The organism is Rhodococcus sp. NPDC058505, assembly GCF_042720095.1.
GTDB lineage: Bacteria > Actinomycetota > Actinomycetes > Mycobacteriales > Mycobacteriaceae > Rhodococcus_G.
Genome location: NZ_JBHXNB010000003.1, coordinates 20743 through 46245 on the forward strand (window position 1 = coordinate 20743; position 25503 = coordinate 46245).

The window sequence follows — 25503 nt, forward strand, 5'->3', positions numbered from 1 at the left end:
CCGACGGGCACCTGCACATGCAGGTGCCCGTCGGCGTTTTCGGGGGGAGCGCGCCCGGCGAATCGGGAGGTCCGCGGCGCGGCGCCGCGCGGCACCGTGCCGTCACCGCTCGGTGCGCTAGCGTTGGTCCACCACCCTTTCCGGGAAATCCACCGCCCCATGTCGAGGAGCCGACGATGACGTATCCGCCAACAGGACCCGGCTATCCGTCCGCGGGCCCCGCGGGTCCGGGCCAGCCGCCGTCCCCGCCGGCAGGCGGGCTCGCCGGCCGGCCACTTCCGCAGCTGCTGCTCATCGCGGTGGCCGCGCTCGGGGTGGTGAACTTCGTCGCCGGGTTCGCGCCGTACGCGAAGGTCACCACCTTCAACGACACCCCGCTCTCGCAGAGCTCCTTCGAGGGCGGCTATCCGGTGCTCGCGCTCGCGCTGCTGCTGACCGGTGGCCTGCTTGCCGGGCTGACGCTGCTGCCGGGGCAACAGCATCAGGCGACGGCGGCGGTGACCTCCCTGGTCGGCTTCCTCGTTGCGCTGTTCTTCCTGTTCACCCTGTCCGACGGGGTGAGCCTCGCGTGGGGCGGCATCCTCAACCTGATTCTGGCGTTCGTGCAGGCGGCCGCCGCGATCGCGGTGCTGTTGTTCAGCCTCGGCCTGGTCCGAACGCCCGCCCCGCGTCCGTCCGGCTACGCCCAGCAGCCGTACGGTGCGCCCGCACCCGGGTACGGCCCGCCGCCCGGGTTCCCGCCGGGATACGGCCAGGGACCGCAGCAGTCGCCCGGGCAGCCCGCCGGGTACGGTCCGCCCACCGGATACGGCCCGCCGCAGCCCGGCTACGCACCGCAGCCCAACCCGTACGCGCCCCCGCCGGGGGCGCCGACGCCGCAGCAGGCGCCCGGCCAGCCCTACGGGCAGCCGCAGGCGCCAACACCGCCGCCGTCCACACCGCCGCCGTCGACGCCTGCCACAGGCTCGGACCCGGACGCGGGAGGCGACAACCCCGCCGCGCCGACCCGCGCCTTCGGGGTGGACCAGCCCGGCCGGACCGACAGCTGACGTCGCCGGACGATGGACTCCGCGCTCAGCCGCATTCCCAGCCGCTCTGACGGTCAGCGGCGTTCCCCGCGCCCGCCGACGCCGCGCCCGCCGAAAGCGACTCGCCCCAGTCCGACGCCCGAACAGGCGCGGGCCCTGCTCGGGCTGGCGCTGCGCCCATCGCTGCTCACGGTCGCCCTGATCGGCACCGGCATGCTCGTCACCCTGGTCGCCGCGAACAGCGACCTCACCGGGACGAGCGGAGCGGTCGCTGCGGGGTGGCTCGCCGTGCACCAGGTTCCGCTGTCGATCGGCGGCGCCGCGCTGGGCGCCCTGCCGCTGCTGCCGACGCTGGTGATGGTCGCGGTGGTGGCCAGGGGCTGCGCCAGGGTGGTGCACTCGTCAACGCCGCGGCACGAATGCTGGTGGGTGCTCGGCGCGGCCGTCGGTGGGCCGGTGGTGGTCACCGCGATCGCGCTTGCCGTCGCCGCGGACGCGTCGTCGGTGATCGCCCTGTCGATGCCGAATCCGGTGGTGGCGTTCGCCTGGGTGATCGCCGTGCACGTGATCGGGGCGGGCATCGGGATCGGGATGCGCCTGTGGCGCCCGGCCGTCACCTTTCTCGGCGTGCCCGACTGGGTGCTCGCCGCCGCCCGCCCGGCGATGCGCGCGGCGATGGCGTTGCTCGCCACCGGGGCCGCGATCACCGTCGTGTCGCTGCTCGCGTCCTGGTCGACGGTCGGGATGCTCATCGGGTCCGGGGAGGGGTTCGCCGGCGGCCTCGGGTTGACGCTGCTGTCGATCCTGTACCTGCCGAATGTGGTGGTCGGTGCCACCGCGGTGCTGGTCGGCTCCTCCGTGCACGTGGGTTCCGCGTCGGTGAGCCTGTTCGATGTTGTCGGGGGTCCGGTGCCTGCGCTGCCGGTGCTCGGGGCACTGCCGGAGCAGGCGGGCGGCGACGGCTGGCTCGCCACGCTGGTGATCCCGGCGGCGATCGGGGTGCTGTTCGGGCGGGAGTGCGGCCGCCGCGCCGCGTCCCCGCTGCTGGCCGCGCAGACGGCGCTGGTCGGTGCGGTCGCGGTCGCGGTGGTGTTCGCCGTCCTCGGGTTCACCTCCGGCGGTGCGCTCGGGTCGTTCGGCTCGGTCGGCGTCACCCTCGTCACGTTCGCGGGTGCCACCCTGGGCTGGCTCGCGGTGTGTGGTTCGGCGGCCGGTGCCCTGACGCGGTGGCGCACGCACCCGGAGTCGACGCCCGCCCGCGAACCGGCGCGTCCCCGTCCCCCCGCCGCGACCCTGGCCCTGCCCGGAGCCGCCGCGTCCGCCGCGGTGACGGAGGCCCCTGAAGAGTCCGGTGCAGCCGAGTCCGGTGCAGCCGAGTCCGGTGCAGCGGGGGACGAGTGCGCCACCGACCCCGCGCCGCGACCCGGGCCCGCGGTGGTGGAGGCCGAACTGATCGACGACGCGGCCACCGCACCGCCGGTGCTGGACGTCGAGCCGGGAGCGGTCGTGGACGCGGAGGTGGTCGACGACGAGTCGGAGTTCCCGCCCGCGTCGGACGTGGCTGCGGGCGACGGCGTGGCGCAGGTCACTGACCTGCGGTCGGACGAGGACCTGCCCGACGGGACCCGGACCAGCAGCGACTAGTCTTATCGGGCGTCGGCGCTGCCGACGCGATCCACGGCCGGCTCTCCGGCCGACGCCCCGAGGAGTAGAGCCCTGACTGCCCCGCACGTGTTCCGGCCCGACGCCACCGGTACGCCGGTCCGGGTCGTGGTACTCGCTTCCGGTACCGGAAGCCTGCTGCAGTCGCTGATCGCGGCCGCCGTCGACGACTTTCCGGCGCGGATCGTCGCGGTCGGCGTCGACCGCGACTGCGCGGCCGCCGGGCACGCGGAGGCCGCGGGCATCCCGTTCTTCACGGTCGCCCTCGGCGCACACCCGGACCGCGCCGCGTGGGATCGCGCGCTGACCGACGCCGTCGCCGCACACACCCCGGACCTGATCGTCTCCGCAGGCTTCATGAAGATCCTCGGCCCCGAGTTCATGGGCCGGTTCGGGGGTCGGATCGTCAACACCCATCCCGCGTTGCTGCCGTCGTTCCCCGGCGCGCACGCCGTCCGGGATGCTCTCGCCTACGGCGTCAAGGTGACCGGATCGACCGTGCACCTGGTGGATTCGGGTGTGGACACCGGGCCGGTGCTGGCCCAGGAGCCGGTCGCGGTGTGGGACGACGACGACGAGGCGAGCCTGCACGAGCGCATCAAGACCGTGGAACGGCGACTGCTGGTGGAGGTTCTCGCCGCCGTCGCGACGCGAGGAGTTGTTTCCGATGGACGAAAGGCCGTGATCCCGAAGTGACCGAACGTAAGGCCCTGCGCCGCGCACTGGTGAGCGTGTACGACAAGACCGGCCTGGTGGAACTCGCCACCGGCCTGCACGAGGCGGGCGTCGAGCTGGTCTCCACCGGATCGACCGCCGCGACGATCGCCGCGGCCGGGATCCCGGTCACCCCGGTCGAGTCGCTGACCGGCTTCCCGGAATGCCTCGAGGGCCGGGTGAAGACGCTGCACCCGCGCGTGCACGCCGGCGTGCTCGCCGACACCCGCAAGCCGGACCACCTCGCCCAGCTCGAGGAACTCGGCATCGAGGCGTTCCAGCTGGTGATCGTGAACCTGTACCCGTTCACGCAGACCGTCGCCTCGGGTGCCACCCCCGACGAGTGCGTCGAGCAGATCGACATCGGCGGCCCGTCGATGGTGCGTGCCGCGGCGAAGAACCACCCGTCGGTCGCGGTCGTGGTTGACCCGGCTCGCTACTCGGAGGTGCTGACCGCGGTCGCGGCCGGCGGCTTCACCCTCGGCGAGCGCACCGCCCTCGCCGCGCAGGCGTTCCAGCACACCGCGTCCTACGACGTCGCGGTCGCGTCGTGGATGACCTCGACCCTCGTCGACTCGGATGCGCAGTTCCCGGAGTGGGCCGGTGCGAGCTGGGACCGCAGCGCGGTGCTGCGGTACGGCGAGAACCCGCATCAGGCCGCCGCCCTGTACGTGAACCCGGCCGCCCCGGCGGGTCTGGCGCAGGCGACGCAGTTGCACGGCAAGGAGATGTCGTACAACAACTACACCGACGGTGACGCCGCGTGGCGTGCCGCCTTCGACTTCGACGCTCCTGCGGTCGCGATCATCAAGCACGCCAACCCGTGCGGTGTGGCGATCGGTGCGGACATTGCCGAGGCGCACCGGAAGGCGCATGCCTGCGACCCGGTCAGCGCGTTCGGCGGCGTCATCGCCGCCAACCGCGAGATCACCGTCGAGATGGCCGAGCAGGTCGCGGAGATCTTCACCGAGGTGATCATCGCCCCGTCCTACGCGCCCGGTGCCGTCGAGGTGCTGGCCCGTAAGAAGAACGTCCGCGTGCTCGAGGCCGTCGCGCCGACCGAGTCCGGCATCGAACTGCGCCCGATCTCCGGTGGTGCGCTGTTGCAGCAGCGCGACGTCCTCGACGCCGAGGGGGACAACCCGGCGAACTGGACCCTCGCGGTCGGCGAGCCCGCCGACGAGCAGACCCTGAAGGATCTCGAGTTCGCTTGGCGTGCTTGCCGTTCGGTGAAGTCCAACGCGATCCTGCTGGCATCCGACGGGGCGTCCGTCGGGGTCGGCATGGGGCAGGTCAACCGGGTCGACTCCGCGCACCTCGCGGTGAACCGTGCCGGTGACCGGGTGGCGGGCGCGGTCGCGGCGTCCGACGCGTTCTTCCCGTTCCCGGACGGACTTCAGGTGCTCATCGACGGTGGCGTCAAGGCCGTCGTCCAGCCGGGTGGGTCGGTCCGCGACAACGAGGTGATCGACGCGGCGCGTGCGGCGGGCATCACCATGTACCTGACCGGGGCGCGGCACTTTGCGCACTGACGCGAAGCGGCATTTCGTGCACTGACACGGACGCTGTCCGCCGAAAGGTGTGCACCCAAGTGGGTGTGCACCTTTCGTGCGTTCAGGCGGCGTTGCCGGAGATGACGATGCGGGCGGCGCCGCGGTCGAGCAGTTCCCGGGCCAGGTCGGTGGCGGCGGCGCGCTGGCAGGCGTCGGTGTGCGACAGGTCGAGGGTGACGGCGTGCCCGGTCAGGTCGTCGGGCAGGTCGGCCAGCGGGCGGGTCGGACTCAGTTGGTTGAAGCGCAGTTTCATGTCGGAGCTCCTCGGCTCGGTGGTGCGCCTTCGAGTGTGTCGGCGCTGTGTGTTCGGGACGTTTCGGTCGGGCGACGGTTCGGGAAATTGCTCGGGTAAAAGAAAAGGCACCCGGGCGGTGTGCCCTGGGTGCCGAGAACTCTGATCCGTTTGTCGTCAGGATGGTCCTCGGCGTACACGCTTGGCGAAAATGCAGGAACGCCACATGGCCACGTGTGCCGCCGATACGTGCGTCAACGTCGACATGGCCGGGTTCCCTTCTCTTCGTGGTCGGTTGTTAGCGGAGCACGTTACCGCACGGCGACGTGTGCGCGCATCTCGATAACGTGGTCGGCGTGTCGCGGCGCCGGGCGTTGGCCCGCGGGCGACATCGCCGCGTGTCCGGAAAAGGTGTGTGCACAGTGGGTTTCGCGGGCGTGCGGGGGTTTTCGGCGTGCAGTGGGGGTGTGGGTGCGCGAGGGGGCGTGTGCACAGGGGATGTGCGCGGGCGGGGGTGGCGCGGGGGGCGGGACGGCGTACGCGCCCGCCCGGGTAGGGGAGCGCGTACGCCGGTGCTGCCCGCCCGGTCAGGAGGGGAGGGCGGCGAGCCAGTTCTCGAAGGCGGTTCGGAACTCGCTCGAGAACGGCAGGTCCTCGATGTAGTCGGCGCCCGTCGAGGGCCGATCGCCGATCTCCTTGAGGACGTGGTTCACGGTGGTCATCCGGACCGGGGTGACCACGGCGCCGGTCAGCGCCGCGTCGAGGGCGTCCACGTCGGCGCGGGCCACCTGGATGTCGCGGTCCGCGCAACTCGTCAGCACGGGCAGCCCGGCGGGCAGCCGGGTCGCCAGATCGCGCGGGTCGAGGGCATCCTCCTCGGCGAGGGCCTTGGCGTTGACGGACACCAGGCCGGCCAGCCGCAGCGGTTCCGGCAGGTCGTCGGGAACGGTGCCGTCGGCGCGCAGCGATTCGACGGCCGCGGTGAGACCGGTGCGCAGCTGGTCGGCGAGCTCGACGGGGAGCTGACCGGCAGCGACGGCGGCGTCCACCTGTCCGGTGATCTGCCGGGTCAGCAGGTCCAGCAGACGAACCGCGAGCGGCTCGACGAGGCCGAGTCCGCTCAGGGGCGGGGTGTCCTCACGCACCGCGAGGGCCATCGCGACCAGGGCGCCCTCGCTGTGGCCGATCACCAGAAGCCGGTCCGCGTCGACGTCGGGCTGGGCGGCGAGATTGCGGAGCGCGTCGGCGGCGGTGTCGACGAACACCGAGAAGCCGAGTCCGGCCACGTCGTCGACGGTGTAGGGGCCCAGACCGGTCTCGCCGCTGCCGAGCTTGTCGTACCGCAGGCTCGCGATGCCGGACTCGGCGAGGGTCTCGGCGAGGAACCGGAGGGTGCCGATCGGTCCCGGCATCACGCCGCTGTCGCCGTTGCGGTCGGTTGGCCCGCTGCCGGCGAGGAGCAGCGCGGCCGGGGCGGGTCCGGCGAGCCGGTCGGGGACGAGGAGGCTGCCGTGGACGGTGACGTCGCCGCTGGTGAAGGTGATTTCGGTGTCGACCATGCCGACCAGTCTGTCAGGTTCGCGGTGCGAGTCCTGGCGTGCCCGCGTCACCCGGCGGCCGGGCGGCGGAGCAGGCGCACGCCCTTCCATGCGAACCACGCCAGGCCCGCGATCGCGACCGGGATCAGCAGCGGCAGCAGGAACGCCACCAGGACGAGCGTGAACGCGACGCCGTCCTCGGCGACCGACAGCACCGGGTTGGCCACCCCCGCGGTGGACGCGGTGCTCACCGCCCGGGTGCCGGTCTGCGCGGTGCTGAATGCAAGCGCGGTGGGTGCTCCGACGATGATCCCGGCGATCACCGCAGTCGACGGGTCGAGGTCGGTGAATACCGCGCCTGCCGCGATCGCGGCGGCGATCGGCCTGCTGACCGTGCCGAACACCCCGAGGGCGTTGTCCACGAACGGGATCAGGTCCGCGGTCAGTTCCGCTGCGGTGGCGATCGCCAGCGCGACCAGAGCTGCGCCCGAACCGACCCAGGCAAACGACTCGCCGAGGGAGATGCCGAACCACCCGAAATGCGCGGCGGCGCTGAGCATCAGCAGCGGAAGGAAGGTTCGCAGTCCGGTCGCGGCGGCCAGTCCGAGGCCGAGCAGCGCGGGCAGCACCCAGGTGTCCATCCGCGCAGTGTACGAAGCGCGGCCAGGATCAGCGCGTCGACCGCGCGACCGGCGTTCGCGCCGGGAGGGGATGCCGAATCCGCCGAAGCCTCGTAGCGTGAGGTGGTGACTGCGTCCACCGCCGAGTCCCGGTCGCCGCGCCCCACCACGAGGACGGTGGGAGCGTTGCGGGCCTCCGGGCACGTCCAGCGCCCGGTCCGGGACGAGATCCGCGACAACCTGCTCGCCGCGCTGCGCGACGGCCGCGACCCGTGGCCCGGGATCGTCGGCTTCGCGGACAGCGTCCTGCCGCAGCTGGAACGGGCGCTGATCGCAGGCCACGACATCGTGCTGCTCGGTGAGCGTGGCCAGGGAAAGACCCGATTGCTGCGGACACTGCCGCTGCTGCTCGACGAGTGGAGCCCGGTGATCGCAGGATCGGAGCTCGGCGAGCACCCCTACGACCCGATCACGCCGGCGTCGATCCGGCGTGCCGCCGAACTCGGTGACGACCTGCCGATCGAGTGGCGGGGCCGCGACGAACGGTACTCGGAGAAGCTCGCGACCCCGGACACGTCGGTCGCCGACCTGGTCGGTGACGTCGACCCGGTCAAGGTGGCGGAGGGACGCAGCCTCGGTGACCCGGAGACGATCCATTTCGGTCTGGTTCCGCGCGCGCACCGCGGCATCGTCGCGGTCAACGAGCTGCCCGACCTTGCCGAGCGGATCCAGGTGTCGCTGTTGAACGTGATGGAGGAACGCGACATCCAGGTGCGCGGCTACACGCTGCGGCTGCCGCTGGACGTGCTGGTGGTGGCCAGCGCAAACCCGGAGGACTACACGAACCGTGGCCGCATCATCACCCCGCTCAAGGATCGGTTCGGTGCCGAGATCCGCACCCACTACCCGCTGGACATCGACGACGAGATCGCGGTCGTCGTGCAGGAGGCGCAGCTGCGGGCCGAGGTCCCGTCCCCGCTGCTGGAGATCCTCGCCCGGTTCACCCGGCTGCTGCGCGAGTCCCCGTCGATCGACCAACGGTCCGGTGTGTCGGCGCGCTTCGCGGTCGCCGCGGCGGAGACGGCCGGGGCGGCCGCCGTCCATCGCGGTGCCATCCTCGGCGAATCCGACCCGACGGCTCGGCCGGTGGACCTCGGAACCGTCGTCGACGTGCTCCGGGGCAAGATCGAGTTCGAGTCCGGCGAGGAGGGGCGGGAGAGTGAGATCCTCGACCATCTGCTGCGCAGGGCCACCGCCGACACGGTCCGGGATCGGCTCGGCGGCATCGATTTCGCCGATCTGGTCGGCGCCGTCGAGTCCGGGTCGCCGGTCGTCACGGGCGACCGGGTCACCGCGAAGTATCTGCTCGGAGAATTGCCCGATCTTGACGTCGTGGACGAGTTGGCCGAGCGGCTCGGGGCGCGAACGGTCGGTGCCCGCGCCGCCGCGGTCGAGCTTGCACTCGAGGGCCTGTATCTGGCGCGTCGGATCGCCAAGGACACCGACGACGACGGGCAGCTGGTGTACGGCTGATGTACCAGCGCTACGGGCGGTATCACGGTGGACCTGATCCGCTGGCGCCCCCGCTGGACCTGCGGGAGGCGCTCGACGCGATCGGGGCCGACGTCCTCGCCGGGTCGTCGCCGCGGCGGGCGCTGCGCGAGTTGCTGCGACGCGGCACGTCGACGATGGATGGGCTGGATCAGCTTGCCGCGCAGGCGAACCGGAGGCGAAGGGAGCTGCTGGACGCGCACAACCTCGGGGGCACGCTCGACGAGGTGCGCGAGCTACTGGACCGGGCCGTCCTCGCGGAACGCAAGGAACTGGCCCGGTCCCTGGACGACGACGCCCGGTTCGCCGAGCTGCAACTCGCGGATCTGCCCCCGTCCACCGCGCAGGCGGTCCGGGACCTGTCCGGCTACCGGTGGCGGGATCCGCAGGCCCGCGCGGACTACGAGCAGATCCGCGACCTGCTCGGTCGGGAACTGCTGGACCAGCGGTTCGCCGGAATGAAGCGGGCGCTGGAGAACGCAACCGACGACGATCGTCGGCGGGTCGACGAGATGCTCACCGACCTGAACGCGTTGTTGGACAAGCACTCCCGCGGCGTGGACGCACCGGAGGACTTCGAACGGTTCATGGCCGAGTACGGCGCGATCTTTCCGGAGAACCCGCGGGACGTGGAGGAGCTGCTCGACACGGTAGCCCGCCGGTCGGCGGCCGCGCAGCGGCTGCGGAACTCGCTGTCCCCCGAACAGCGTGCCGAGCTGGACGCCCTGGCGCAGCAGGCATTCGGCAGTCCCGGCCTGGTGCAGCAGCTGGACCGGCTTGATGCGAACCTGCGCGCGGCCCGGCCGGGGGAGGACTGGGATGGGAGCCAGCGTTTCCGCGGCGACGACGGGATGGGCCTCGGGGCGGGCACCGCCGCCCTCGCGGACATCGCCGACCTCGAACAGCTCGCGGAGCAATTGTCGCAGGAGTACGCCGGTGCGCAGCTCGACGACATCGACCCGGAGGCACTGCTGCGGCAACTCGGGCCGGAGTCCGCCGCCGATGCGCGAACCCTCGCCGACCTTGAACGGGCGCTGCAGCAGCAGGGGTACCTCGACCGCGGGGCGGACGGTCAGTGGCGGCTCTCGCCGAGGGCGATGCGGAAACTCGGCGAGGCGGCGTTGCGGGACGCCGCGCAGCGGCTGTCCGGCCGCAGCGGTGCCAGGGACACCCGCCGGGCAGGCGCGATGGGGGAGCCGACGGGGTCGAGCCGGTCGTGGGAGTTCGGCGACACCGAACCGTGGGACGTGACCCGCACCGTCACCAATGCGGTTCTGCGGCAGGCCGGTGCCTGCGGGCCGCCGGTCCCGGTGCGGATGCGCGTGACCGACGTCGAGATCGCCGAGACGGAGCAGCGAACCCAGGCCGCGGTGGCGCTGTTGGTGGACACCTCGTTCTCGATGGTGATGGACGGCCGCTGGGTGCCGATGAAGCGCACGGCGCTGGCGTTGAATCATCTGGTGCGCACCAGGTTCCGCGGGGACGACCTGCGGCTGATCGCGTTCGGCAGGCAGGCCCGCACCGTCACCCCGGAGGAGCTGGCGGGCCTGGACGGCGCCTGGGATCAGGGCACCAACCTGCACCATGCGCTGCTGCTGGCCGGGCGGCACCTGCGGCGCAATCCGAATGCGCAGCCGGTGGTGCTGATCGTCACCGACGGCGAGCCGACCGCGCATCTGGAACCCGATGGTCGCGCCTTTTTCGACTATCCGCCGCATCCGCGGACGCTCGGGTTGACGGTCCGGGAACTCGACAACCTCGCGAGGCTCGGAGCCCAGGTGACGATCTTCCGGCTCGGGGACGACCCCGGTCTCGCGCGGGTGGTGGACCGGATGGCGCAGCGGGTTGGCGGCCGCGTCGTCGCGCCCGACCTCGACGGGCTCGGCGCGGCGGTGGTCAGCGACTTCATTCGGCTGCGGCGACCGCGCTGACGTCGGCTCCGCCGACTGTGCGTGATTTTTACCCCAATGAGGGTGCGCATCACGCACGGGCGCGGAGCGCGCTAGGCCAGGAGGGCGGCGACGAGGCCGATCGTCGGGATCGAGGCGAGCGTGGTGACCAGGGCGGTGTCGCGGGCCAGGACGATTCCCCGCTGGTAACGGCTGGCGTAGACGAAGACGTTCTGTGCCGTCGGAAGGGCGGCGACCACGACGACCGAGAACAGTTCGTGCCCGTCGAGACCGAGGGCGAAACGGCCCATCAGGTACGCGAGGACCGGTTGGACCACGATCTTGAGCACCGATGCCACCGCGATCTCGCGCCGCGGCGCCACCCCGCGCTGCAGCACCCGAACCCCGTACAGCGAGATGCCGAACGCGAGCAGCGCGCCCGGCACCGACGCACCGCCGACGATGCGGAACGGTTCGGTGATCGCGGCGGGCGGCGTCCATCCGGCGACCGAGACCGCGAGCCCGGCGACCCCGGCCAGCACGATCGGGTTCTTGAACGGGGTGGTCACGGTCTGCACCCAGGAACTGCTCCTGCGCCCGGTCGTCAGGTCCAGCATGGTCAGCGCGATCGGGGAGTAGACCACGATCTGGAACAGCAGCAGCGGGGCGACGAACGAGGCGTCACCGAGCACGAACACCGCGATCGGGATGCCGAGATTCGCCGAGTTCACGTACGACGAGGCGAGGGCCCCGATCGTCGCCTCCGGGATCGGGCGGCGCATCACCGTCCGGGTGAGGACGAAGTAGGCGATGCCGAGGGCGAACGCGGTGGCGGCGGCGACGGCCAGGGTCGGCGAGAAGATCACCGACAGGTCGGCCTGCGCGAGCGAGTCGAACAGCAGCGCCGGGGTGGCGATGAAGAACACCAGCCTGCTGAGGACGAACTCGCCATGCTCGCCGAGCACCCGGAAGCGGCCGAGGAGGTAGCCGATCGCTATGACGACGAAGATGACGGTGAAGCCCGCGAACACTCCGGACACCCGACCTCCTCGTCAACGAACCCCGGGAAGTCTAGTCGGTAGCCGATCTAACGATGCCGCGCGTCACGCTTGTCCGGGAGCGGGCCGGTGGTGAAGATGGACGAATGTCGATCTCTCGGGTCCTCGTGATGCCGGTGACCGTGGCCGCGGTGCTCACCCTCGCGGCGTGCGGCGACAGCACGGACGGGACGGCGACCACCGCCGCCGCCAGCGGGTCCTCGGCGGAGGCGGCGCCTGCCGCACCGGCGGGACCCCCGCCCGCGACACCGGTGGAGCAGCCGCCGGAGTACCTCGCCACCACCGCGCAGGTCACCGGCGACACCGGCCGCGTCCGCTACGACGTCACCGTGCCGCAGGTCGAGGGGGGCGACCCCGCGGTCGCCGCGGAATTCAACGAGTCGATCCGCGCGGCACTGCAGGACCAGATCGACGGGTCGGCTGGCGAGCGGTTCACGCTGGAGTCCCGCCCCGAGTCGGGCGTCGCGCACATCGGTTCCCGGGTTCTCAGCGGCCTGCTGGTGACGTCGTGGAACGCCGACCCGCCGGGCGCGCACCCGACGCCGGTGGTCGCGACCGTGGTGATCGACGCGGACAATGCGCAGCCGATCACCCTCACCACCCTGTTCCCGGATCTGCAGGCCGGCCTGAATCGGCTGTCGGAGGAGTCGGCGCGTCTGCTCCCCGCGACGGCGGCGGGCGCCGACTTCGAGCGCAGCGGCATCGAGCCGACCCGGCAGAACTTCGCGAACTGGCTCGCAACCCCGGCGGGAATGGAGATCCACTTCACCGACTACCAGGTCGGTCCGCACGCGATCGGGCTCGTCCAGGTGACGGTGCCGTGGGAGCGGCTGCGGGATGTGATGGCGCCCGCGATGGTCGGCGTCGTCGCCAGCTGACGCCGGACATGACAAGGCCGCGTCGTCCGGGTGGACGACGCGGCCTTGTCGGATGCTGGACTACCGGCTGGTGAACGGCAGCAGTGCCATCTCGCGGGCGTTCTTCACCGCGACGGCAACCTGACGCTGCTGCTGCGGGGTGAGGCCGGTGACGCGGCGGCTGCGGATCTTGCCGCGGTCGGAGATGAACGTGCGGAGCAGGTTCACATCCTTGTAGTCGACGTGCTCGATCTTGGCCGCGAACAGCGGGTTCTTCTTGGGCTTGCGGCCGGTGTCCGCGCCGCGGGACTTCTTGGACGGGCCCCTCTTGACTGCCATTGCTTCCCTCTCGAGTGTTACCAGCTGGACCTGCGCACGCCTGGCAGTTTCCCCGCGATGAGCCGGTTCGCGCAGCACGCGCGCTGGCTCGAACTTCCGCAGATGACCGCGCGGACGAGAAGTCCGCAGCGTCACGATGACGCAATCGTACCGGACCGGCATCGGGGAACAGATTCCGCGGCGAGCTCGACGCCGCGCCCCGCCGATGAGCGCCGCCCGCGAGACCCCGCGGCCGCGCAGGGCCGGACGACCGGTGTGGGTCCCGCAGCGTCCGCGGCGCGTTCGCTACGATATTCAGCGCCTGACGTCGCTCGACGCGGTCGGGTCGACGCCGCCCGGCGTCACAGTCCAGTCACGGCATTGCCGTGCGGAGTTCCATTCACGGCGTGCCGTGGTGCGTCTCGACGGCTTGTCGAGGCGGTCATGCACGGCCCCGTCGTGGGCGAGGAGTACCCGTGTCCGAAGACATCCAGATCGATGCGGGAGCGGACCGCGAACCCGGTCTGTCCCGGCAGCTGTCGAACCGGCACATCCAGCTCATGGCGATCGGCGGCGCGATCGGCACCGGCCTGTTCATGGGGTCCGGCAAGACCATTTCCCTGGCCGGGCCGTCCGTGCTGTTCGTCTACATGATCATCGGCACGATGCTGTTCTTCGTGATGCGGGCGATGGGCGAGCTGCTGCTGTCGAACACCGGCTATCGCTCGTTCGCCGACTTCGCGGGCGACCTCCTCGGGCCGTGGGCGGGCTTCTTCACCGGGTGGACCTACTGGTTCTGCTGGATCGTCACCGGCATCGCCGACGTGATCGCGATCGCGGGCTACGTCTCCTACTGGTGGGGCTCGCTTCCGCTGTGGATCCCCGCACTCGCCTCCGTCGCGCTGCTGATCGGCCTCAACCTGCCGACCGTCAAGGCGTTCGGTGAGACCGAATTCTGGTTCGCGCTCATCAAGATCGTCGCGATCGTCGCGTTGATCGTTGTCGGGCTGGCGATGGTGTTCACCCACTTCGTCGCGCCGAACGGTGCCGAATCGTCCTTCGCGAACCTGTGGAACGACGGCGGCTTCTTCCCGACCGGGCCGATGGGCTTCGTTGCGGGCTTCCAGATCGCGACCTTCGCGTTCGTCGGCATCGAGCTGGTCGGCACCGCCGCCGCGGAGACGAAGGACCCCGAGAAGAACCTGCCGCGGGCGATCAACGCGATCCCGGTGCGGGTGATGCTGTTCTACGTCGTCGCGCTCGCGGTGATCATCTCGGTCACCCCGTGGCGGGAGATCAGCGCCGACCGCAGCCCGTTCGTCGCGATGTTCGCGCTCGCCGGGCTCGGCATCGCCGCGTCCGTCGTCAACTTCGTGGTGCTCACCTCGGCGGCATCGTCGGCGAACTCCGGCATCTACTCCACATCCCGGATGGTCTACGGCCTCGCCAGGGACGGCGACGCCCCGTCCGCCTTCGCGCGGCTCACCCGGCGGCGGGTGCCCGCCAACGCCCTGTACCTATCCGGTGTCTTCCTGCTGTCCGGTGTGGTGATGGTCGCGGTCGGTGACTCGATCATCGAGGCCTTCACCATCGTCACCACCATCTCGTCGCTGTGCTTCATGTTCGTGTGGTCGATGATCCTGATCAGCTACATCGTCTACCGGCGACGCCGACCCGACCTGCACGAGCAGTCCGCGTTCAAGATGCCCGGCGGCGTTCCGATGTGCTACGTGGTGCTCGCCTTCTTCGCGTTCCTGGTGTGGGCGTTCACCCAAAAGTCGGACACCCTGCAGGCGCTGCTGGTCACCCCGGTCTGGTTCCTGGTGCTCGGCGTCGTGTGGGTGTTCCTGCGCAAGCGGCCGGTGCAGATGGCGCGGGCGGCCGCCTTCGCCGCCGACACGCGTCGCGACTGACCTCGAATCGGCATCGTCGCCGGGCAGGATCGATCCGTGCTGCTGACGGTGGTCGAACTGGTCGGTGTGGTCGCCTTCGCGGCATCCGGTGCCCTGGTCGGGGTCGCCAAGCGCCTCGACTTCTTCGGGGTGTGCCTGATCGGGGTGTTCACCGCGATCGGCGGCGGTGTGCTGCGGGACGTGCTGCTCGGGATCACGCCGCCTGCCTCGCTGAACACCTGGAAGTACTTCGTGACCGCGCTGCTCACGTCGGTGCTGGTGTTCTTCGCGCATGCGGCGGCGCAGCGGTTGCGCCGCGAGATCCTGGTCCTGGACGCGGTTGGGATGGGCCTGTTCGCCAGCAGCGGCGCGGCAATCGCACTCGACGCGGGGGCCAGCAGTCAGGCCGCGATGCTGATCGGTGCCACCACCGCGATCGGCGGCGGCGTCCTGCGGGACATCCTCGTCAACGAGATGCCGCTGCTGCTGCACCGCGACCTCTACGCGATCCCCGCGCTGGTCGGCTCGACGGTCGTCGTCGGGTGCGCGGCACTGGGCTCGGCGCCAGCCACCGGCCTGGTGGTTGGCACCGTGTCCGCGTCGCTGCTGCGCCTGGTGGCGCTGTGGCGGGGGTGGAACCTCCCCGGCCCGCGACACGTGGACGGCTGACTCCGGCCGGGTTGAGCGACACGGCTCAGCCGCCTCTCAGCGCGATCTCAGTTGCCGGGTAGAAACTATGATCATGCGCATCCTGGTGGTCGACGACGACCGAGCCGTGCGGGACTCCCTCCGCCGATCCCTGACGTTCAACGGATACACCGTCGACCTCGCGGTCGACGGTCTCAACGCGTTGGAGCAGGTCACCGCCGAGCGGCCCGACGCGGTGGTCCTCGACGTGATGATGCCGCGGCTGGACGGGCTGGAGGTGTGCCGGCGGCTGCGCAGCGCCGGGGACGACCTGCCGATCCTGGTGCTCACCGCGCGGGATTCGGTGTCCGAGCGGGTCGCAGGCCTGGACGCGGGCGCCGACGACTACCTGCCGAAACCCTTCGCGCTCGAGGAACTGCTCGCGCGCCTGCGGGCGCTGCTGCGCCGGGCCGTGCCGGATGTGGGGGAGGACTCGGAGGCGCTGACGTTCGAGGATCTCACCCTGGACCCGGTCACCAGGGAGGTCACCCGCGGCGGCCGGTCGATCAGCCTGACCCGCACCGAGTTTTCGCTGCTGGAGATGCTGATGGCGAATCCGCGTCGGGTGCTCTCCCGGAGCCGGATCCTGGAGGAGGTATGGGGGTACGACTTCCCGACGTCGGGGAACGCGTTGGAGGTCTACGTCGGCTACCTGCGTCGCAAGACGGAGGCGGACGGTGAACCGCGGTTGATTCACACGGTGCGCGGAGTCGGATACGTGCTGCGGGAGACTCCGCCGTGATGGTTGCCCCGTTTGGCCGATCGGCCGCCAATCCGTCTTCCCCGCACGACATTCCCGAGATGCGTCCGCCCATGCCGCTGACCAGGTCGGTGTCGCTGCGGTGGCGGGTTGCGCTGCTGGCGGCGTCGGTGGTCGCGATCGCGGTTGCGGTGATGGCGATCGCCGCCTATGCCGTCGTGTCCCGTGCCCTCTACAACGACGTCGACTCCCAGTTGCGCAGCAGGTCGGCGACGTTGATCGCGAACAACTTCGACGCGCTCGACGTCCGGATGATCTCGCTCGCGACGGTGTACTCCAACGACATCAGCGTCGCGTTGGTCTTCCCGGACCTCAAGGTGTACATGCCGCCGGGGTCGAACACGCCGATCGGCGAGGCCGAGATGTCCGTTGCGCGAGGCGAACACGACTCGACGCTGCGGACCTTCGCCGGTCAGCGGGTGTATGCGCAGCGCACGAACCTCGGGTCAACCCTGGTGATCGCGCAGCGGCTCGCCCCGACCGGGGAGGTGCTCGAACGGCTCGCCTGGGTGCTGTTCATCGTCGGTGGATGCGGTGTCGGACTCGCGGCGCTCGCGGGCATGGCGGTGGGGCGCACCGGGTTACGTCCGGTGGCGCGGCTGACCGCTGCCACCGAGCAGATCGCCCGCACCGACGAGCTGACACCGATTCCGGTCACCGGGAACGACGAACTGGCCCGGCTGACGATCTCGTTCAACACCATGCTCCGGGCCCTCGCCGAGTCCCGTGACCGGCAGAGCAGGCTCGTCGCCGACGCGGGCCACGAACTGCGGACCCCGCTGACCTCCCTCCGGACCAACATGGAGCTGTTGATCGCGGCGGGAAGGCCCGGGGCGCCGCGGATCCCGGACCAGGACATGGCGGAGCTGCGCGCCGATGTGATGGCCCAGATCGAGGAACTGTCCACGCTGGTCGGCGATCTCGTCGACCTGGCGCGGGAGGACGCGCCGGAGACGGTGCACGAGCGAATCGACCTGGCGGACACGGTGGAACGGGCTCTCGAGCGGGTTCGTCGCAGGCGGAACGAGGTCGATTTCCACGCGGAGACGGTGCCCTGGTTCGTATACGGCGACGGTGCCGGGCTGTCCCGCGCGGTCCTGAACGTGCTCGACAACGCCGCCAAGTGGAGCCCGACCGCGGCCGAGGTCCGGGTGCGGATGCGGCAACTCGACGGCGGGCACCTCGCGTTGACGGTCGATGATGCGGGCCCCGGAATCCCGGACGAGGACCGGCAACTGGTGTTCGAGCGGTTCTACCGGTCCACCGAGGCACGGTCCATGCCCGGCTCGGGGCTGGGGCTGGCGATCGTCCGTCAGGTGGTCGTCAAGCACGGCGGTACCGTCGAGGCGGGCCGGTCCGACCGGGGCGGCGCGCTGCTCACGATCGTGCTGCCCGGCGAGGCACCCGCGGGCGCAGGCGGCCGCCACCCGGGGAGCAAGATCTCGGCAAACTGAAGGGGCGGTCTCAGGTCCCTCTAAGACCGACAGGACAGGCTGGGGTCAACGAGATCGAATCGCAGTCGCACCGACCGGTGCGCGGGGAGAAGGATCAGACGAGATGACCGAGGATCACACGGGCAGGGACCGCAGCGACCGGCACGACTCCGGGCAGCAGGGCTCGCCCTGGGCGCAGCACGGGTCCACCAACGACCCGGCTGCAGGCGACGCGCCCCCCGGATACCCCACCGGTGACCACCCGACCGCGCAGTATCCGACCGCGCAGACGCCGACAGCGCAGTACCCGTCCGCGGGTCAGGCGGGAACCCACCCGACCGCGCAGTACCCGTCGGCGGCCCAGCACTACCAGCAGCCCGGATACGGGCAGTCGGCCTACGGTTCCTATCAGCCGGGACCCCCGCCGGGCGCGGGTGCAACCCCGGCGGGGTGGGATCCCCGGCAGGCCGAGTCGAAGCTCAAGAAGGGCCGCACCGCACTCGTTGCGGGGGCGGTCGCGTTGGCCCTCGTCAGCGGCGGCGTCGGCGGTGCCGTCGGGGCGTGGTCGCAGGGCGGCGGCTCCGGCCCGGTGACCAGCGCGCTCGACGCGCCCCGCACGAATGCCACCCAGACCGCGAACGCGCCAGCCGGATCCGTCCAGGCGGTGGCGCAGAAGGTGCTGCCGTCGGTCGTGCAAATCCAGGTCGAGGGTGCGCAGGCGGAGGGGGAGGGTTCGGGCATCGTCCTGTCCTCCGACGGACTGATCCTCACCAACAATCACGTCGCCACCGGTGCCGGAGCGAACGGCAAGCTCACGGTCGCGTTCTCGGACGGGTCGACGGCGTCCGCGAAGCTGATCGGGGCCGACCCGATGTCGGACCTGGCGGTGATCAAGGTCGAGGACCGCACCGACCTCACCCCGATCGAGCTGGGCACGTCCGCGGACCTTCAGGTCGGGCAGTCGGTCGTCGCGATCGGCTCGCCCCTCGGACTGGCAGGCACCGTCACCAGCGGCATCGTGTCGGCCCTCAATCGCCCGGTCTCCACGAGCGGTGAGGCGGGCAACCAGAACACCGTGATCGACGCCATCCAGACCGACGCCGCGATCAACCCCGGAAACTCCGGCGGCGCGCTGGTGAACATGGAGGGCAAGCTGATCGGCATCAACACCGCGATCGCGACCCTCGGCGGCGAGGCGGGGGCCGGTCAGCAGGGCGGCTCGATCGGCCTCGGCTTCGCGATCCCCGTCGACCAGGCCCGGCGGGTCGCCGACGAGCTGGTGAACACCGGTAAGGCAACCCAGGCGATCATCGGGGTGTCGGTGTCCTCGCGGGATGTCACCAACGGTGCCGCGGTCCAGGACGTCACCCCCGGTGGGCCCGCCGACAAGGCTGGCATGCCCCGCGGCGTGGTGATCACCCGCGTCGACGACCGGGTGATCGACAGCGGTGACGCCCTGATCGCCGCGATCCGCTCGCATGCCCCCGGCGACGAGGTGAAGATCACCTACACCGACCCGAATGGTGCGAATCCGAAGACCATCGACGTCACGCTGGGTGTCGCGCCGACCCAGGGCGGCCGCTGATGGCGACCGGATGGCAGTGGATCGGCGGCTCCCCGGCGCCGGTCCGCGGTGCTACCACTACCGTAGGAGTCATGGACATCGAAGCTCCGCTGGCTGGCCGCGCACTCGTGGTGATCGTCGACGACCGAACCGCTCACGGTGACGGAGTGGACTCCACGGGACCGCTGGTCACCGAGTTGCTCTCCGAGGCCGGGTTCTTTGTCGACGCCGTCGTCGCGGTCGCCGCGGACGAGGTCGAGATCCGCAACGCCCTCAACACGGCCGTGATCGGCGGGGTCGACCTGGTGATCTCCGTCGGCGGCACCGGGGTGTCGCCGCGGGACGTGACGCCGGACGCAACGACCGCCGTCCTGGACCGGGAGATCCCCGGCATCAGCGAGGCGCTGCGCTCCTCCGGCCTCGCTGCCGGCGCGTTGGACGCGGGCCTCTCCCGCGGCGTCGTCGGGGTGTCGGGCAGTACCCTGGTGGCGAACCTGGCCTCGTCCCGCGCCGCGGTGCGCGACGGGATGGCCACCCTGACCCCGCTCGCCAGCGCCGTCATCGGCGAGCTCTCCCGCATCGAGGAGTGACGATCACCGACTCCGCGCCCGGCGCGCATCCCGGCCGAGACCCGAACGTGCGGGCCCGGCTGGCGCGCATCTTCGGCGACGTGCTTCCCGACACCACCCGCGACGAACGCGGCGAGTCCGACGGAACGGCCGGTGCGAGCGAGGGCTCATCCGACGAGTGGCTCCGCAGGCAGGTGCCCCCGCACCACGGCTGAGCCTGGACATCGGTACCGAACAGTGTGGCCCGCACCGAAAACGGTGCGGGCCACACTGGTGCGCGCTGCGGGTCAGTCGATCGAGCGTTCCACGGGACGCTCGGCGAGCAGGTCCCGGATCTCGGTGAGCAGGTCCACCTCGGTGGCCTCCAGCGCCTCCTCCGCGGTGACGAACCGCGACTTGGCGTGGGTGTACGGCACGATCAGGATGAAGTAGACCACCGCGGCGATGATCACGAAGTTGATCGCGGCGCTGATCACCGCCCCGATGTTGACGAAGGTTTCCGGGTTGCTGGTGATCTGGAAACCGAATCCCAGCTCGGCGCTGCCGACGGACGCGACGAGCGGATTGACGATGTTGTCGGTGAAGGCGGTGACGATGGCGGTGAATGCCGCGCCGACCACGACCGCGACCGCGAGGTCGAGCACGTTGCCTTTGAGCAGGAAGTCCTTGAAGCCTTTGAGCATGCCTTGTCCTCGTTTCGCTTGGTACGGGGGCCCGGACCTTCCGAATGCTAAGGAGATCGCTACCTCACCGCAAACGAGACGGCGGCGTGTCTCGGCTCGAACAACGCCGGTCGCACGCGGTCCGCGGCGCGCACTGGTGCCGCCGGTTGATCGTGTGCAACGGTGAGGCGCACGCGTTCACCAGTGTTTTTCGCGTCCCCGCTCGGCGCGTGAGCCGACGGGTCGCACCCACCGGTCCCCGCACCACCGACGGCCGCCGGACGGCACGGATCCGCGCGGAGTGTCGGACGAGTCATACCGGACCTCGACGTGGTCGGCGCCTCCCCCGCACGGCCGCTGTCGGCCCGATCGCCCCCTCCTGACGCGCCGGCCTCAGGTGCGTTCGGTGGAGCGATCGGCGAGCAGGTCGCGGATCTCGGTGAGCAGTTCGATGTCCGTGGCCTGCTTTTCGTCCTCGGTCATGAACCGTTCCTTGGCATGGTTGTACGGAACGATGAGGACGAAGTAGACGACCGCGGCGATGATCACGAAGTTGATCGCGGCGGTGATGACCGCGCCGATGTTGACGAACGTCTCGGGGCTGTCGGTGAGCTGGAAGCCGAAGCCCAGCTCGTTGCTGCCGCCGAGGGTGGCGATGATCGGATTGATGACGTACGTGGTGAACGCGGTGACGATGGCGGTGAAGGCGGCGCCGATGACCACCGCGACCGCGAGATCGAGCACGTTGCCTTTGAGCAGGAAATCCTTGAAGCCCTTGAGCATGACCTGTCCTCGTTTCACGACGGATTCGACAACGGACCGGGTGGTGAAAATGCTAGGGGCAGTGCCGCGGGTGGGGCAACCTCCGCGCGCGGGGCAGTGGACCCGCCAGTCGGTGGACGGGCCGGTCAGTGGAACGTGACGGTCAGCGCGCCGGTGAGCGACGCGGCGGCGACGGTGGTTGCGGTGGCCTCGGGCAGTGCGGCAAGCACCACCGGTGCCCGCGCGGCGCGTCCGTCGTCCTTCTCCCCGACGAGGACCACGGTCGCGGCCGATGCGAGGACCCGCGGCGCGGCAGCCCCCTCCGCGTCGACGGCCAGGATGTCGACGCGGTCACCGACCCGCACCAGCCCGGCCACCTCCGCGTCCTCGATCCGGACCGGGACGATCCGCGCGTCCGGTCCCGCTGCGGCCTCGGCGAGTCGGGAGCCGAGGATTCGGACGTCGGTGAGCGGTTCCCCGGCCCGGGCCGGGCCGGCAAGGGTGTGACCGACGGCGGCGTCGAGGCTGCGCAGAGAACCATCGGGAACGGGGTCGGGGACGTCGAGCAACCGGAGATCGGCGGCGGTGAGGACGGTGCCGGGCCCCAGGTCCCGTGCCGTGGCGACGATCGACACCCGGTCGGTCTGCTCGCCCCGGATCGCCAGGACGAGGGCGAGGGCGGCGAGGATCCCCGCCGCGATCCGGCGGGGCAGGGCGGTCCGCGTCCAATCGGGGCGGGTCAGCCGCAGCAGTCGGTCGACCGGGGTGGGGGACAGGGCGCCGGGGCGGCGCCGGGCATCGCGGACCATGCCCCAACGCTAGGGCGACCGGGCGGGCACACCCCGCCTCCGGATCCACCCTGTGGATGGATTCGGGGCCTGTGGAGAAAGGGGATCAGCTGGTGGCGGGCGCGGGGGTGGCCGAACCGGAGGTCGACGACGAATCCGACGACGGGGTGCTCGCCTTCGCCGGTTCGCTCGCGGTGCTCGCGCCGCCACGGCTGTCGGTCCGGTAGAAGCCGCTGCCCTTGAACACGATGCCGACGGAGTTGAACAGCTTGCGCAGCTTGCCGTTGCACTCGGTGCAGACGGTCAGCGAGTCGTCGGTGAACGACTGCACGATGTCGAAGCGGTTGTCGCATTCGGTGCAGGCATAGGAGTAAGTGGGCACTGCAGGTTCCTCCGCGCGGATACTCGAGCCCCGGCAGGTGATACCGCGGGCACTGGCACTTTACCGTCCCGAGTGCCAACGCCGGTAATCGTCGGCCTATTCCGCCCCGCCGAGCACGCGCAGGCCGCCGACCGGGGTCAGGACCTCTCGCATCCGCACGTCGTGGGGGTCCTCGGGCAGTTCGTCGACCACCTCGGCGTCGCGGACCACCGCAATCAACCGGGGCACCGCATGCTCGCCGCGCCCGGCGGCGAACACGAGGGTGCGGTCATAGAAGCCGGCGCCGCGGCCGAGGCGGACACCCCGACGGTCCACCGCGAGCGCGGGGATCAGCAGCAGGGCCGCCGCGGCGACCGTCTCCGGCGGCAGGTGCGGCGGCGCGGGTTCCCGCAGCCCGAACGGGGCAGGGACCAGCGCGCCCTCGCCGCGATAGGGGGCCCACCAGAGCGGTCCCGGCGCGTGCGCCACCGGCAGCAGGACCCGGCGGACGCGGGCGGCGAGGGCGTCGAGCACGGCAACCGACCCGGGTTCCCTGCCGACCGGGACGTAGGCGCACACCGTCGCGTCGGGGCCGAGCTCGGTGCCGATGCGGGCAGCGGCCGCCGCGAGTGCGGCGTCCTCGGCGGCCTTGGTGTCCGCGTCCACGTCGCGACGGCGCGTCAGGATCTCGGTGCGCCACGCATCCTTGGTCGCCGGCGGGGTTGGGCCGAGGTCGGACTCGTTCATACCGGCAACCCTAGGATCCCGGGCGCGCGGCCGACACGGATAGGGTGTGGCCATGACAGACAGCGGCACCAACATGAACAGGGCCTTCCGCACCGCGGTGGTCCCGGCGGCGGGGCTGGGCACCCGGTTCCTGCCCGCGACCAAGACGGTGCCGAAGGAACTGCTGCCGGTCGTCGACACACCGGGCATCGAGCTGGTCGCGGGCGAGGCCGCCGATTCGGGTGCCAACCGGCTGGTCATCGTGACCTCGGAGGGCAAGGACGGCGTCGTCGCGCACTTCGTCGAGGATCTCGTCCTGGAGACCAAGCTCGAGGCCAGTGGCAAGTCGCACCTGCTCGAGAAGGTCCGCAAGGCGCAGGGCCTGCTGAAGGTCGAGTCGGTCGTGCAGGACGAGCCGCTCGGACTCGGTCACGCGGTCTCCTGCGCGGAGTCCGTCCTCGACGAGGACGAGGACGCGATCGCGGTGCTGCTGCCCGACGATCTGGTGATGCCGCGCGGCGTCCTCGAGACGATGGCCCGGGTCCGGGCCAAGCGCGGCGGCAGCGTGCTGTGCGCGATCGACGTGCCGAAGGATCAGGTCAGCGCTTACGGGGTGTTCGACGTCCAGGAGGTTCCGGACGCGACGAACCCCGATGTACTGAAGGTCGTCGGGATGGTCGAGAAGCCGAAGCGGGAGGACGCGCCGTCCACCTTTGCCGCGGCGGGCCGCTACCTGCTGGACCGGGCGATCTTCGACGCCCTGCGCCGCATCACGCCGGGCCAGGGCGGGGAACTGCAGCTCACCGACGCGATCGCGCTGCTGATCGAGGAGGGGCACCCGGTGCATGTGGTGGTCCACCGCGGGGGACGACACGACCTCGGAAATCCCGGAGGCTACCTCCGCGCTGCGGTTGACTTTGCGCTCGACAGCGAAGAGTACGGTCCGTCGCTGCGTGAGTGGCTCGTCGAGAGACTGCAGCAGACGGAGCGGTAGTGGGGTCGGGAGGCAGCGTCTACATGCGCTCGGTTGAGGAGCAGCAGGCCAGGGTCACCGCCGCCGCCGTCGCGCCACGACCGGTGCGGGTCGCGATCTCGGAGTCGCAGGGACTGCTGTGCGCCGAGGAAGTGGTCGCCGAGCGTCCGCTGCCGGGATTCGACCAGGCGGCGATCGACGGCTACGCGGTGCGCAGCGTCGACGTCTCCGCCGCGGACTCCGGTCAACTCAGCGAGAGCGGTGAGCCGGTCAACATCGTCCTGCCCGTCGTCGGTGAGGTGACCGCGGGGTCCCGCCAGCCCACCCGGCTGCAGCCGCGGCAGGCGGTGCGTGTCGACACCGGCGCCCCGATGCCGACCCTCGCCGACGCGGTTCTTCCGCTCGACCGCACCGACGGCGGCCAGAACCGGGTCCGGGTGCTGCGCCCGGTCCGGTCCGGCGACTACGTCCGGCGGGTCGGCGACGACGTTCAGCCCGGCGATGTCGCGGTTCGGGCGGGCACCATCATCGGCGCGGCCCAGGTCGGTCTGCTCGCCGCGGTCGGACGCGACAAGGTGCTCGTGCATCCGAGGCCGCGGCTGTCGGTGATCAGCGTCGGCGGCGAACTCGTCGACGTGGACCGCACTCCCGGTCCGGGGCAGGTGTACGACGTGAACTCGTACGCGCTCGCCGCCGCCGCCCGTGATGCGGGCGCGGACGTGAACCGGGTCGGGATCGCGGGCACCGACATGCGTCGCCTGCGGGAGGTCGTCGAGGGGCAGTTGATCCGCTCGGAGATCGTGGTGATCGCCGGGGCCGTCGGCGGCGGCGCCTCGGACCAGGTGCGGGACGCGTTGCGGGAGCTCGGCGACCTCGAGGTGGAGCGGGTCGCGATGCACCCGGGGTCGGTGCAGGGCTTCGGTCAGCTCGGCCGCGACGAGGTCCCCACGTTCCTGTTGCCGTCCAATCCGGTCAGCGCCCTGGTGGTGTTCGAGGTGATGGTGCGGCCGCTGATCCGGATCGCGTTGGGCCGCAGGCAGTCGATGCGGCGGGTCGTCACCGCCCGCACCGTCGCGCCGATCACTTCGGTCGCCGACCGGAAGGGCTATCTGCGGGGACAGTTGATGCGCGACGAATCGACCGGCGAGTACCTGGTGCAGGCGCTCGGTGGCGCGCCCGCGGCGTCCTCGCACCTGCTCGCCACCCTCGCCGAGGCGAACTGTCTGGTGCTGGTCGACGCGGAGGTGACCGACCTGCGGACCGGTGACCGGGTGGACGTCGCCTTTCTTGCACAGCGGGGCTGACC

General features: G+C 71.1%; 26 protein-coding genes. 16 read left to right on the forward strand and 10 right to left on the reverse strand.

The genetic code is table 11. The features are described 5' to 3' along the window. The first annotated feature begins 176 nt into the window (after positions 1-176). The 4 genes from ACFWPA_RS03175 (at position 177) to purH (ending at position 4936) form a co-directional block, all read left to right on the forward strand. A complete protein-coding gene (locus tag ACFWPA_RS03175; RefSeq protein ID WP_378505603.1) occupies positions 177-1049 on the forward strand; it encodes a DUF5336 domain-containing protein in 873 nt (290 codons plus the stop codon). 12 nt (positions 1050-1061) lie between these two features. Continuing rightward, the gene (locus ACFWPA_RS03180) at positions 1062-2672 is read left to right on the forward strand and encodes a DUF6350 family protein (RefSeq protein ID WP_378505604.1); all 1611 of its coding nucleotides are present in this window, start codon (positions 1062-1064) and stop codon (positions 2670-2672) included. Positions 2673-2744: 72 nt separating this feature from the next. After that, on the forward strand, positions 2745-3386 hold the full coding sequence (gene purN, locus ACFWPA_RS03185; RefSeq protein ID WP_378569682.1) for a phosphoribosylglycinamide formyltransferase: 642 nt from the start codon (positions 2745-2747) through the stop codon (positions 3384-3386). Further along, positions 3383-4936: a bifunctional phosphoribosylaminoimidazolecarboxamide formyltransferase/IMP cyclohydrolase gene (gene purH / locus ACFWPA_RS03190; protein WP_378569637.1), complete on the forward strand. Its 1554-nt coding sequence runs from the start codon at positions 3383-3385 to the stop codon at positions 4934-4936. The genes purN and purH overlap by 4 nt, the downstream gene beginning before the upstream one ends. 82 nt (positions 4937-5018) lie before the next feature. Here purH and ACFWPA_RS03195 read toward each other — a convergent pair whose 3' ends face one another. From ACFWPA_RS03195 to ACFWPA_RS03205, 3 genes are all read right to left on the reverse strand, one after another. Next, the gene (locus ACFWPA_RS03195) at positions 5019-5210 is read right to left on the reverse strand and encodes a hypothetical protein (protein WP_378505606.1); all 192 of its coding nucleotides are present in this window, start codon (positions 5208-5210) and stop codon (positions 5019-5021) included. Positions 5211-5776: 566 nt separating this feature from the next. Then, positions 5777-6748, reverse strand: a complete 972-nt coding sequence (locus ACFWPA_RS03200) for an alpha/beta hydrolase family protein (RefSeq protein WP_378569638.1) — start codon at positions 6746-6748, stop codon at positions 5777-5779. A 47-nt stretch (positions 6749-6795) separates the two neighbouring features. Then, positions 6796-7368 (reverse strand): DUF4126 domain-containing protein, encoded by a 573-nt coding sequence (locus ACFWPA_RS03205; protein ID WP_378505608.1) that lies wholly within the window; start codon positions 7366-7368, stop codon positions 6796-6798. A gap of 102 nt (positions 7369-7470) precedes the next feature. On the opposite strand from ACFWPA_RS03205, the gene ACFWPA_RS03210 reads away from it, so the two are divergent. Both ACFWPA_RS03210 and ACFWPA_RS03215 read left to right on the forward strand, forming a co-directional pair. Next, on the forward strand, positions 7471-8880 hold the full coding sequence (locus ACFWPA_RS03210) for a sigma 54-interacting transcriptional regulator (protein ID WP_378569639.1): 1410 nt from the start codon (positions 7471-7473) through the stop codon (positions 8878-8880). Further along, positions 8880-10829: a VWA domain-containing protein gene (locus tag ACFWPA_RS03215; protein WP_378569640.1), complete on the forward strand. Its 1950-nt coding sequence runs from the start codon at positions 8880-8882 to the stop codon at positions 10827-10829. Before ACFWPA_RS03210 ends, ACFWPA_RS03215 begins: the two co-directional genes overlap by 1 nt. Before the next feature lie 71 nt (positions 10830-10900). On the opposite strand, the gene ACFWPA_RS03220 is transcribed toward ACFWPA_RS03215, so the two are convergent. Beyond that, complete coding sequence (locus ACFWPA_RS03220) at positions 10901-11827, reverse strand: AEC family transporter (RefSeq protein ID WP_378569641.1); 927 nt, start codon at positions 11825-11827, stop codon at positions 10901-10903. A gap of 104 nt (positions 11828-11931) precedes the next feature. Here ACFWPA_RS03220 and ACFWPA_RS03225 point away from each other — a divergent pair, with 104 nt between their 5' ends. Beyond that, complete coding sequence (locus ACFWPA_RS03225) at positions 11932-12723, forward strand: RsiV family protein (RefSeq protein WP_378569642.1); 792 nt, start codon at positions 11932-11934, stop codon at positions 12721-12723. Positions 12724-12783: 60 nt separating this feature from the next. Here the strand turns inward: ACFWPA_RS03225 and rpsR are convergent, their stop codons facing one another. Beyond that, complete coding sequence (gene rpsR, locus ACFWPA_RS03230) at positions 12784-13041, reverse strand: 30S ribosomal protein S18 (protein ID WP_050062834.1); 258 nt, start codon at positions 13039-13041, stop codon at positions 12784-12786. Between the two features lie 455 nt (positions 13042-13496). On the opposite strand from rpsR, the gene cycA reads away from it, so the two are divergent. The 7 genes from cycA to ACFWPA_RS03265 all read left to right on the forward strand — a co-directional run bounded on the left by cycA (position 13497) and on the right by ACFWPA_RS03265 (position 20140). Continuing rightward, positions 13497-14933, forward strand: a complete 1437-nt coding sequence (gene cycA, locus ACFWPA_RS03235; protein WP_378505613.1) for a D-serine/D-alanine/glycine transporter — start codon at positions 13497-13499, stop codon at positions 14931-14933. A 36-nt stretch (positions 14934-14969) separates the two neighbouring features. Next, the gene (locus ACFWPA_RS03240) at positions 14970-15581 is read left to right on the forward strand and encodes a trimeric intracellular cation channel family protein (RefSeq protein ID WP_378569643.1); all 612 of its coding nucleotides are present in this window, start codon (positions 14970-14972) and stop codon (positions 15579-15581) included. Positions 15582-15654: 73 nt separating this feature from the next. Next, positions 15655-16341 carry a response regulator transcription factor gene (locus tag ACFWPA_RS03245; RefSeq protein WP_378505615.1) on the forward strand — a complete coding sequence of 229 codons (687 nt, stop codon included), beginning with the start codon at positions 15655-15657 and terminating at the stop codon, positions 16339-16341. Then, positions 16341-17813 (forward strand): ATP-binding protein, encoded by a 1473-nt coding sequence (locus ACFWPA_RS03250; RefSeq protein WP_378505616.1) that lies wholly within the window; start codon positions 16341-16343, stop codon positions 17811-17813. The genes ACFWPA_RS03245 and ACFWPA_RS03250 overlap by 1 nt, the downstream gene beginning before the upstream one ends. A 103-nt stretch (positions 17814-17916) precedes the next feature. Beyond that, the gene (locus ACFWPA_RS03255) at positions 17917-19377 is read left to right on the forward strand and encodes a trypsin-like peptidase domain-containing protein (protein ID WP_378505617.1); all 1461 of its coding nucleotides are present in this window, start codon (positions 17917-17919) and stop codon (positions 19375-19377) included. Between the two features lie 71 nt (positions 19378-19448). Beyond that, on the forward strand, positions 19449-19946 hold the full coding sequence (locus ACFWPA_RS03260; protein WP_378505618.1) for a molybdenum cofactor biosynthesis protein B: 498 nt from the start codon (positions 19449-19451) through the stop codon (positions 19944-19946). Next, entirely contained in the window at positions 19943-20140 is a 198-nt protein-coding gene (locus tag ACFWPA_RS03265; protein WP_378505619.1) for a hypothetical protein, read from the forward strand. Before ACFWPA_RS03260 ends, ACFWPA_RS03265 begins: the two co-directional genes overlap by 4 nt. A gap of 72 nt (positions 20141-20212) precedes the next feature. Here ACFWPA_RS03265 and mscL (ACFWPA_RS03270) read toward each other — a convergent pair whose 3' ends face one another. From mscL (ACFWPA_RS03270) to ACFWPA_RS03290, 5 genes are all read right to left on the reverse strand, one after another. After that, entirely contained in the window at positions 20213-20608 is a 396-nt protein-coding gene (gene mscL / locus ACFWPA_RS03270; protein WP_378505620.1) for a large conductance mechanosensitive channel protein MscL, read from the reverse strand. A gap of 372 nt (positions 20609-20980) precedes the next feature. After that, positions 20981-21370 carry a large conductance mechanosensitive channel protein MscL gene (gene mscL / locus ACFWPA_RS03275; RefSeq protein WP_378505621.1) on the reverse strand — a complete coding sequence of 130 codons (390 nt, stop codon included), beginning with the start codon at positions 21368-21370 and terminating at the stop codon, positions 20981-20983. A 125-nt stretch (positions 21371-21495) separates the two neighbouring features. After that, entirely contained in the window at positions 21496-22158 is a 663-nt protein-coding gene (locus ACFWPA_RS03280; protein WP_378505622.1) for an SAF domain-containing protein, read from the reverse strand. A gap of 85 nt (positions 22159-22243) precedes the next feature. Continuing rightward, positions 22244-22519 carry an FmdB family zinc ribbon protein gene (locus ACFWPA_RS03285; protein ID WP_378505623.1) on the reverse strand — a complete coding sequence of 92 codons (276 nt, stop codon included), beginning with the start codon at positions 22517-22519 and terminating at the stop codon, positions 22244-22246. A 96-nt stretch (positions 22520-22615) separates the two neighbouring features. Continuing rightward, a complete protein-coding gene (locus ACFWPA_RS03290) occupies positions 22616-23245 on the reverse strand; it encodes a 5-formyltetrahydrofolate cyclo-ligase (protein WP_378505624.1) in 630 nt (209 codons plus the stop codon). 52 nt (positions 23246-23297) lie between these two features. Here ACFWPA_RS03290 and ACFWPA_RS03295 point away from each other — a divergent pair, with 52 nt between their 5' ends. Continuing rightward, the gene (locus ACFWPA_RS03295; protein WP_378505625.1) at positions 23298-24218 is read left to right on the forward strand and encodes a UTP--glucose-1-phosphate uridylyltransferase; all 921 of its coding nucleotides are present in this window, start codon (positions 23298-23300) and stop codon (positions 24216-24218) included. A gap of 23 nt (positions 24219-24241) precedes the next feature. Continuing rightward, positions 24242-25501, forward strand: coding sequence for a gephyrin-like molybdotransferase Glp (gene glp, locus ACFWPA_RS03300; protein WP_378505626.1), 1260 nt, complete (start codon positions 24242-24244; stop codon positions 25499-25501). Positions 25502-25503: the final 2 nt, after the last annotated feature.

Bases quoted from the DNA above. Each gene is read 5' to 3' on its own strand.
- ACFWPA_RS03215 (WP_378569640.1), top strand. From the start codon at position 8,880: ATGTACCAGCGCTACGGGCGGTATCACGGTGGACCTGATCCGCTGGCG.
- ACFWPA_RS03245 (WP_378505615.1), top strand. From the start codon at position 15,655: ATGCGCATCCTGGTGGTCGACGACGACCGAGCCGTGCGGGACTCCCTC.
- ACFWPA_RS03280 (WP_378505622.1), bottom strand. From the start codon at position 22,158: ATGGTCCGCGATGCCCGGCGCCGCCCCGGCGCCCTGTCCCCCACCCCG.
- ACFWPA_RS03175 (WP_378505603.1), top strand. From the start codon at position 177: ATGACGTATCCGCCAACAGGACCCGGCTATCCGTCCGCGGGCCCCGCG.
- ACFWPA_RS03205 (WP_378505608.1), bottom strand. From the start codon at position 7,368: ATGGACACCTGGGTGCTGCCCGCGCTGCTCGGCCTCGGACTGGCCGCC.
- ACFWPA_RS03180 (WP_378505604.1), top strand. From the start codon at position 1,062: ATGGACTCCGCGCTCAGCCGCATTCCCAGCCGCTCTGACGGTCAGCGG.
- glp (WP_378505626.1), top strand. From the start codon at position 24,242: ATGCGCTCGGTTGAGGAGCAGCAGGCCAGGGTCACCGCCGCCGCCGTC.
- mscL (WP_378505620.1), bottom strand. From the start codon at position 20,608: ATGCTCAAAGGCTTCAAGGACTTCCTGCTCAAAGGCAACGTGCTCGAC.
- ACFWPA_RS03255 (WP_378505617.1), top strand. From the start codon at position 17,917: ATGACCGAGGATCACACGGGCAGGGACCGCAGCGACCGGCACGACTCC.
- ACFWPA_RS03195 (WP_378505606.1), bottom strand. From the start codon at position 5,210: ATGAAACTGCGCTTCAACCAACTGAGTCCGACCCGCCCGCTGGCCGAC.
- ACFWPA_RS03225 (WP_378569642.1), top strand. From the start codon at position 11,932: ATGTCGATCTCTCGGGTCCTCGTGATGCCGGTGACCGTGGCCGCGGTG.
- mscL (WP_378505621.1), bottom strand. From the start codon at position 21,370: ATGCTCAAGGGCTTCAAGGATTTCCTGCTCAAAGGCAACGTGCTCGAT.
- rpsR (WP_050062834.1), bottom strand. From the start codon at position 13,041: ATGGCAGTCAAGAGGGGCCCGTCCAAGAAGTCCCGCGGCGCGGACACC.
- ACFWPA_RS03250 (WP_378505616.1), top strand. From the start codon at position 16,341: ATGGTTGCCCCGTTTGGCCGATCGGCCGCCAATCCGTCTTCCCCGCAC.
- ACFWPA_RS03295 (WP_378505625.1), top strand. From the start codon at position 23,298: ATGACAGACAGCGGCACCAACATGAACAGGGCCTTCCGCACCGCGGTG.
- ACFWPA_RS03200 (WP_378569638.1), bottom strand. From the start codon at position 6,748: ATGGTCGACACCGAAATCACCTTCACCAGCGGCGACGTCACCGTCCAC.
- ACFWPA_RS03290 (WP_378505624.1), bottom strand. From the start codon at position 23,245: ATGAACGAGTCCGACCTCGGCCCAACCCCGCCGGCGACCAAGGATGCG.
- ACFWPA_RS03260 (WP_378505618.1), top strand. From the start codon at position 19,449: ATGGACATCGAAGCTCCGCTGGCTGGCCGCGCACTCGTGGTGATCGTC.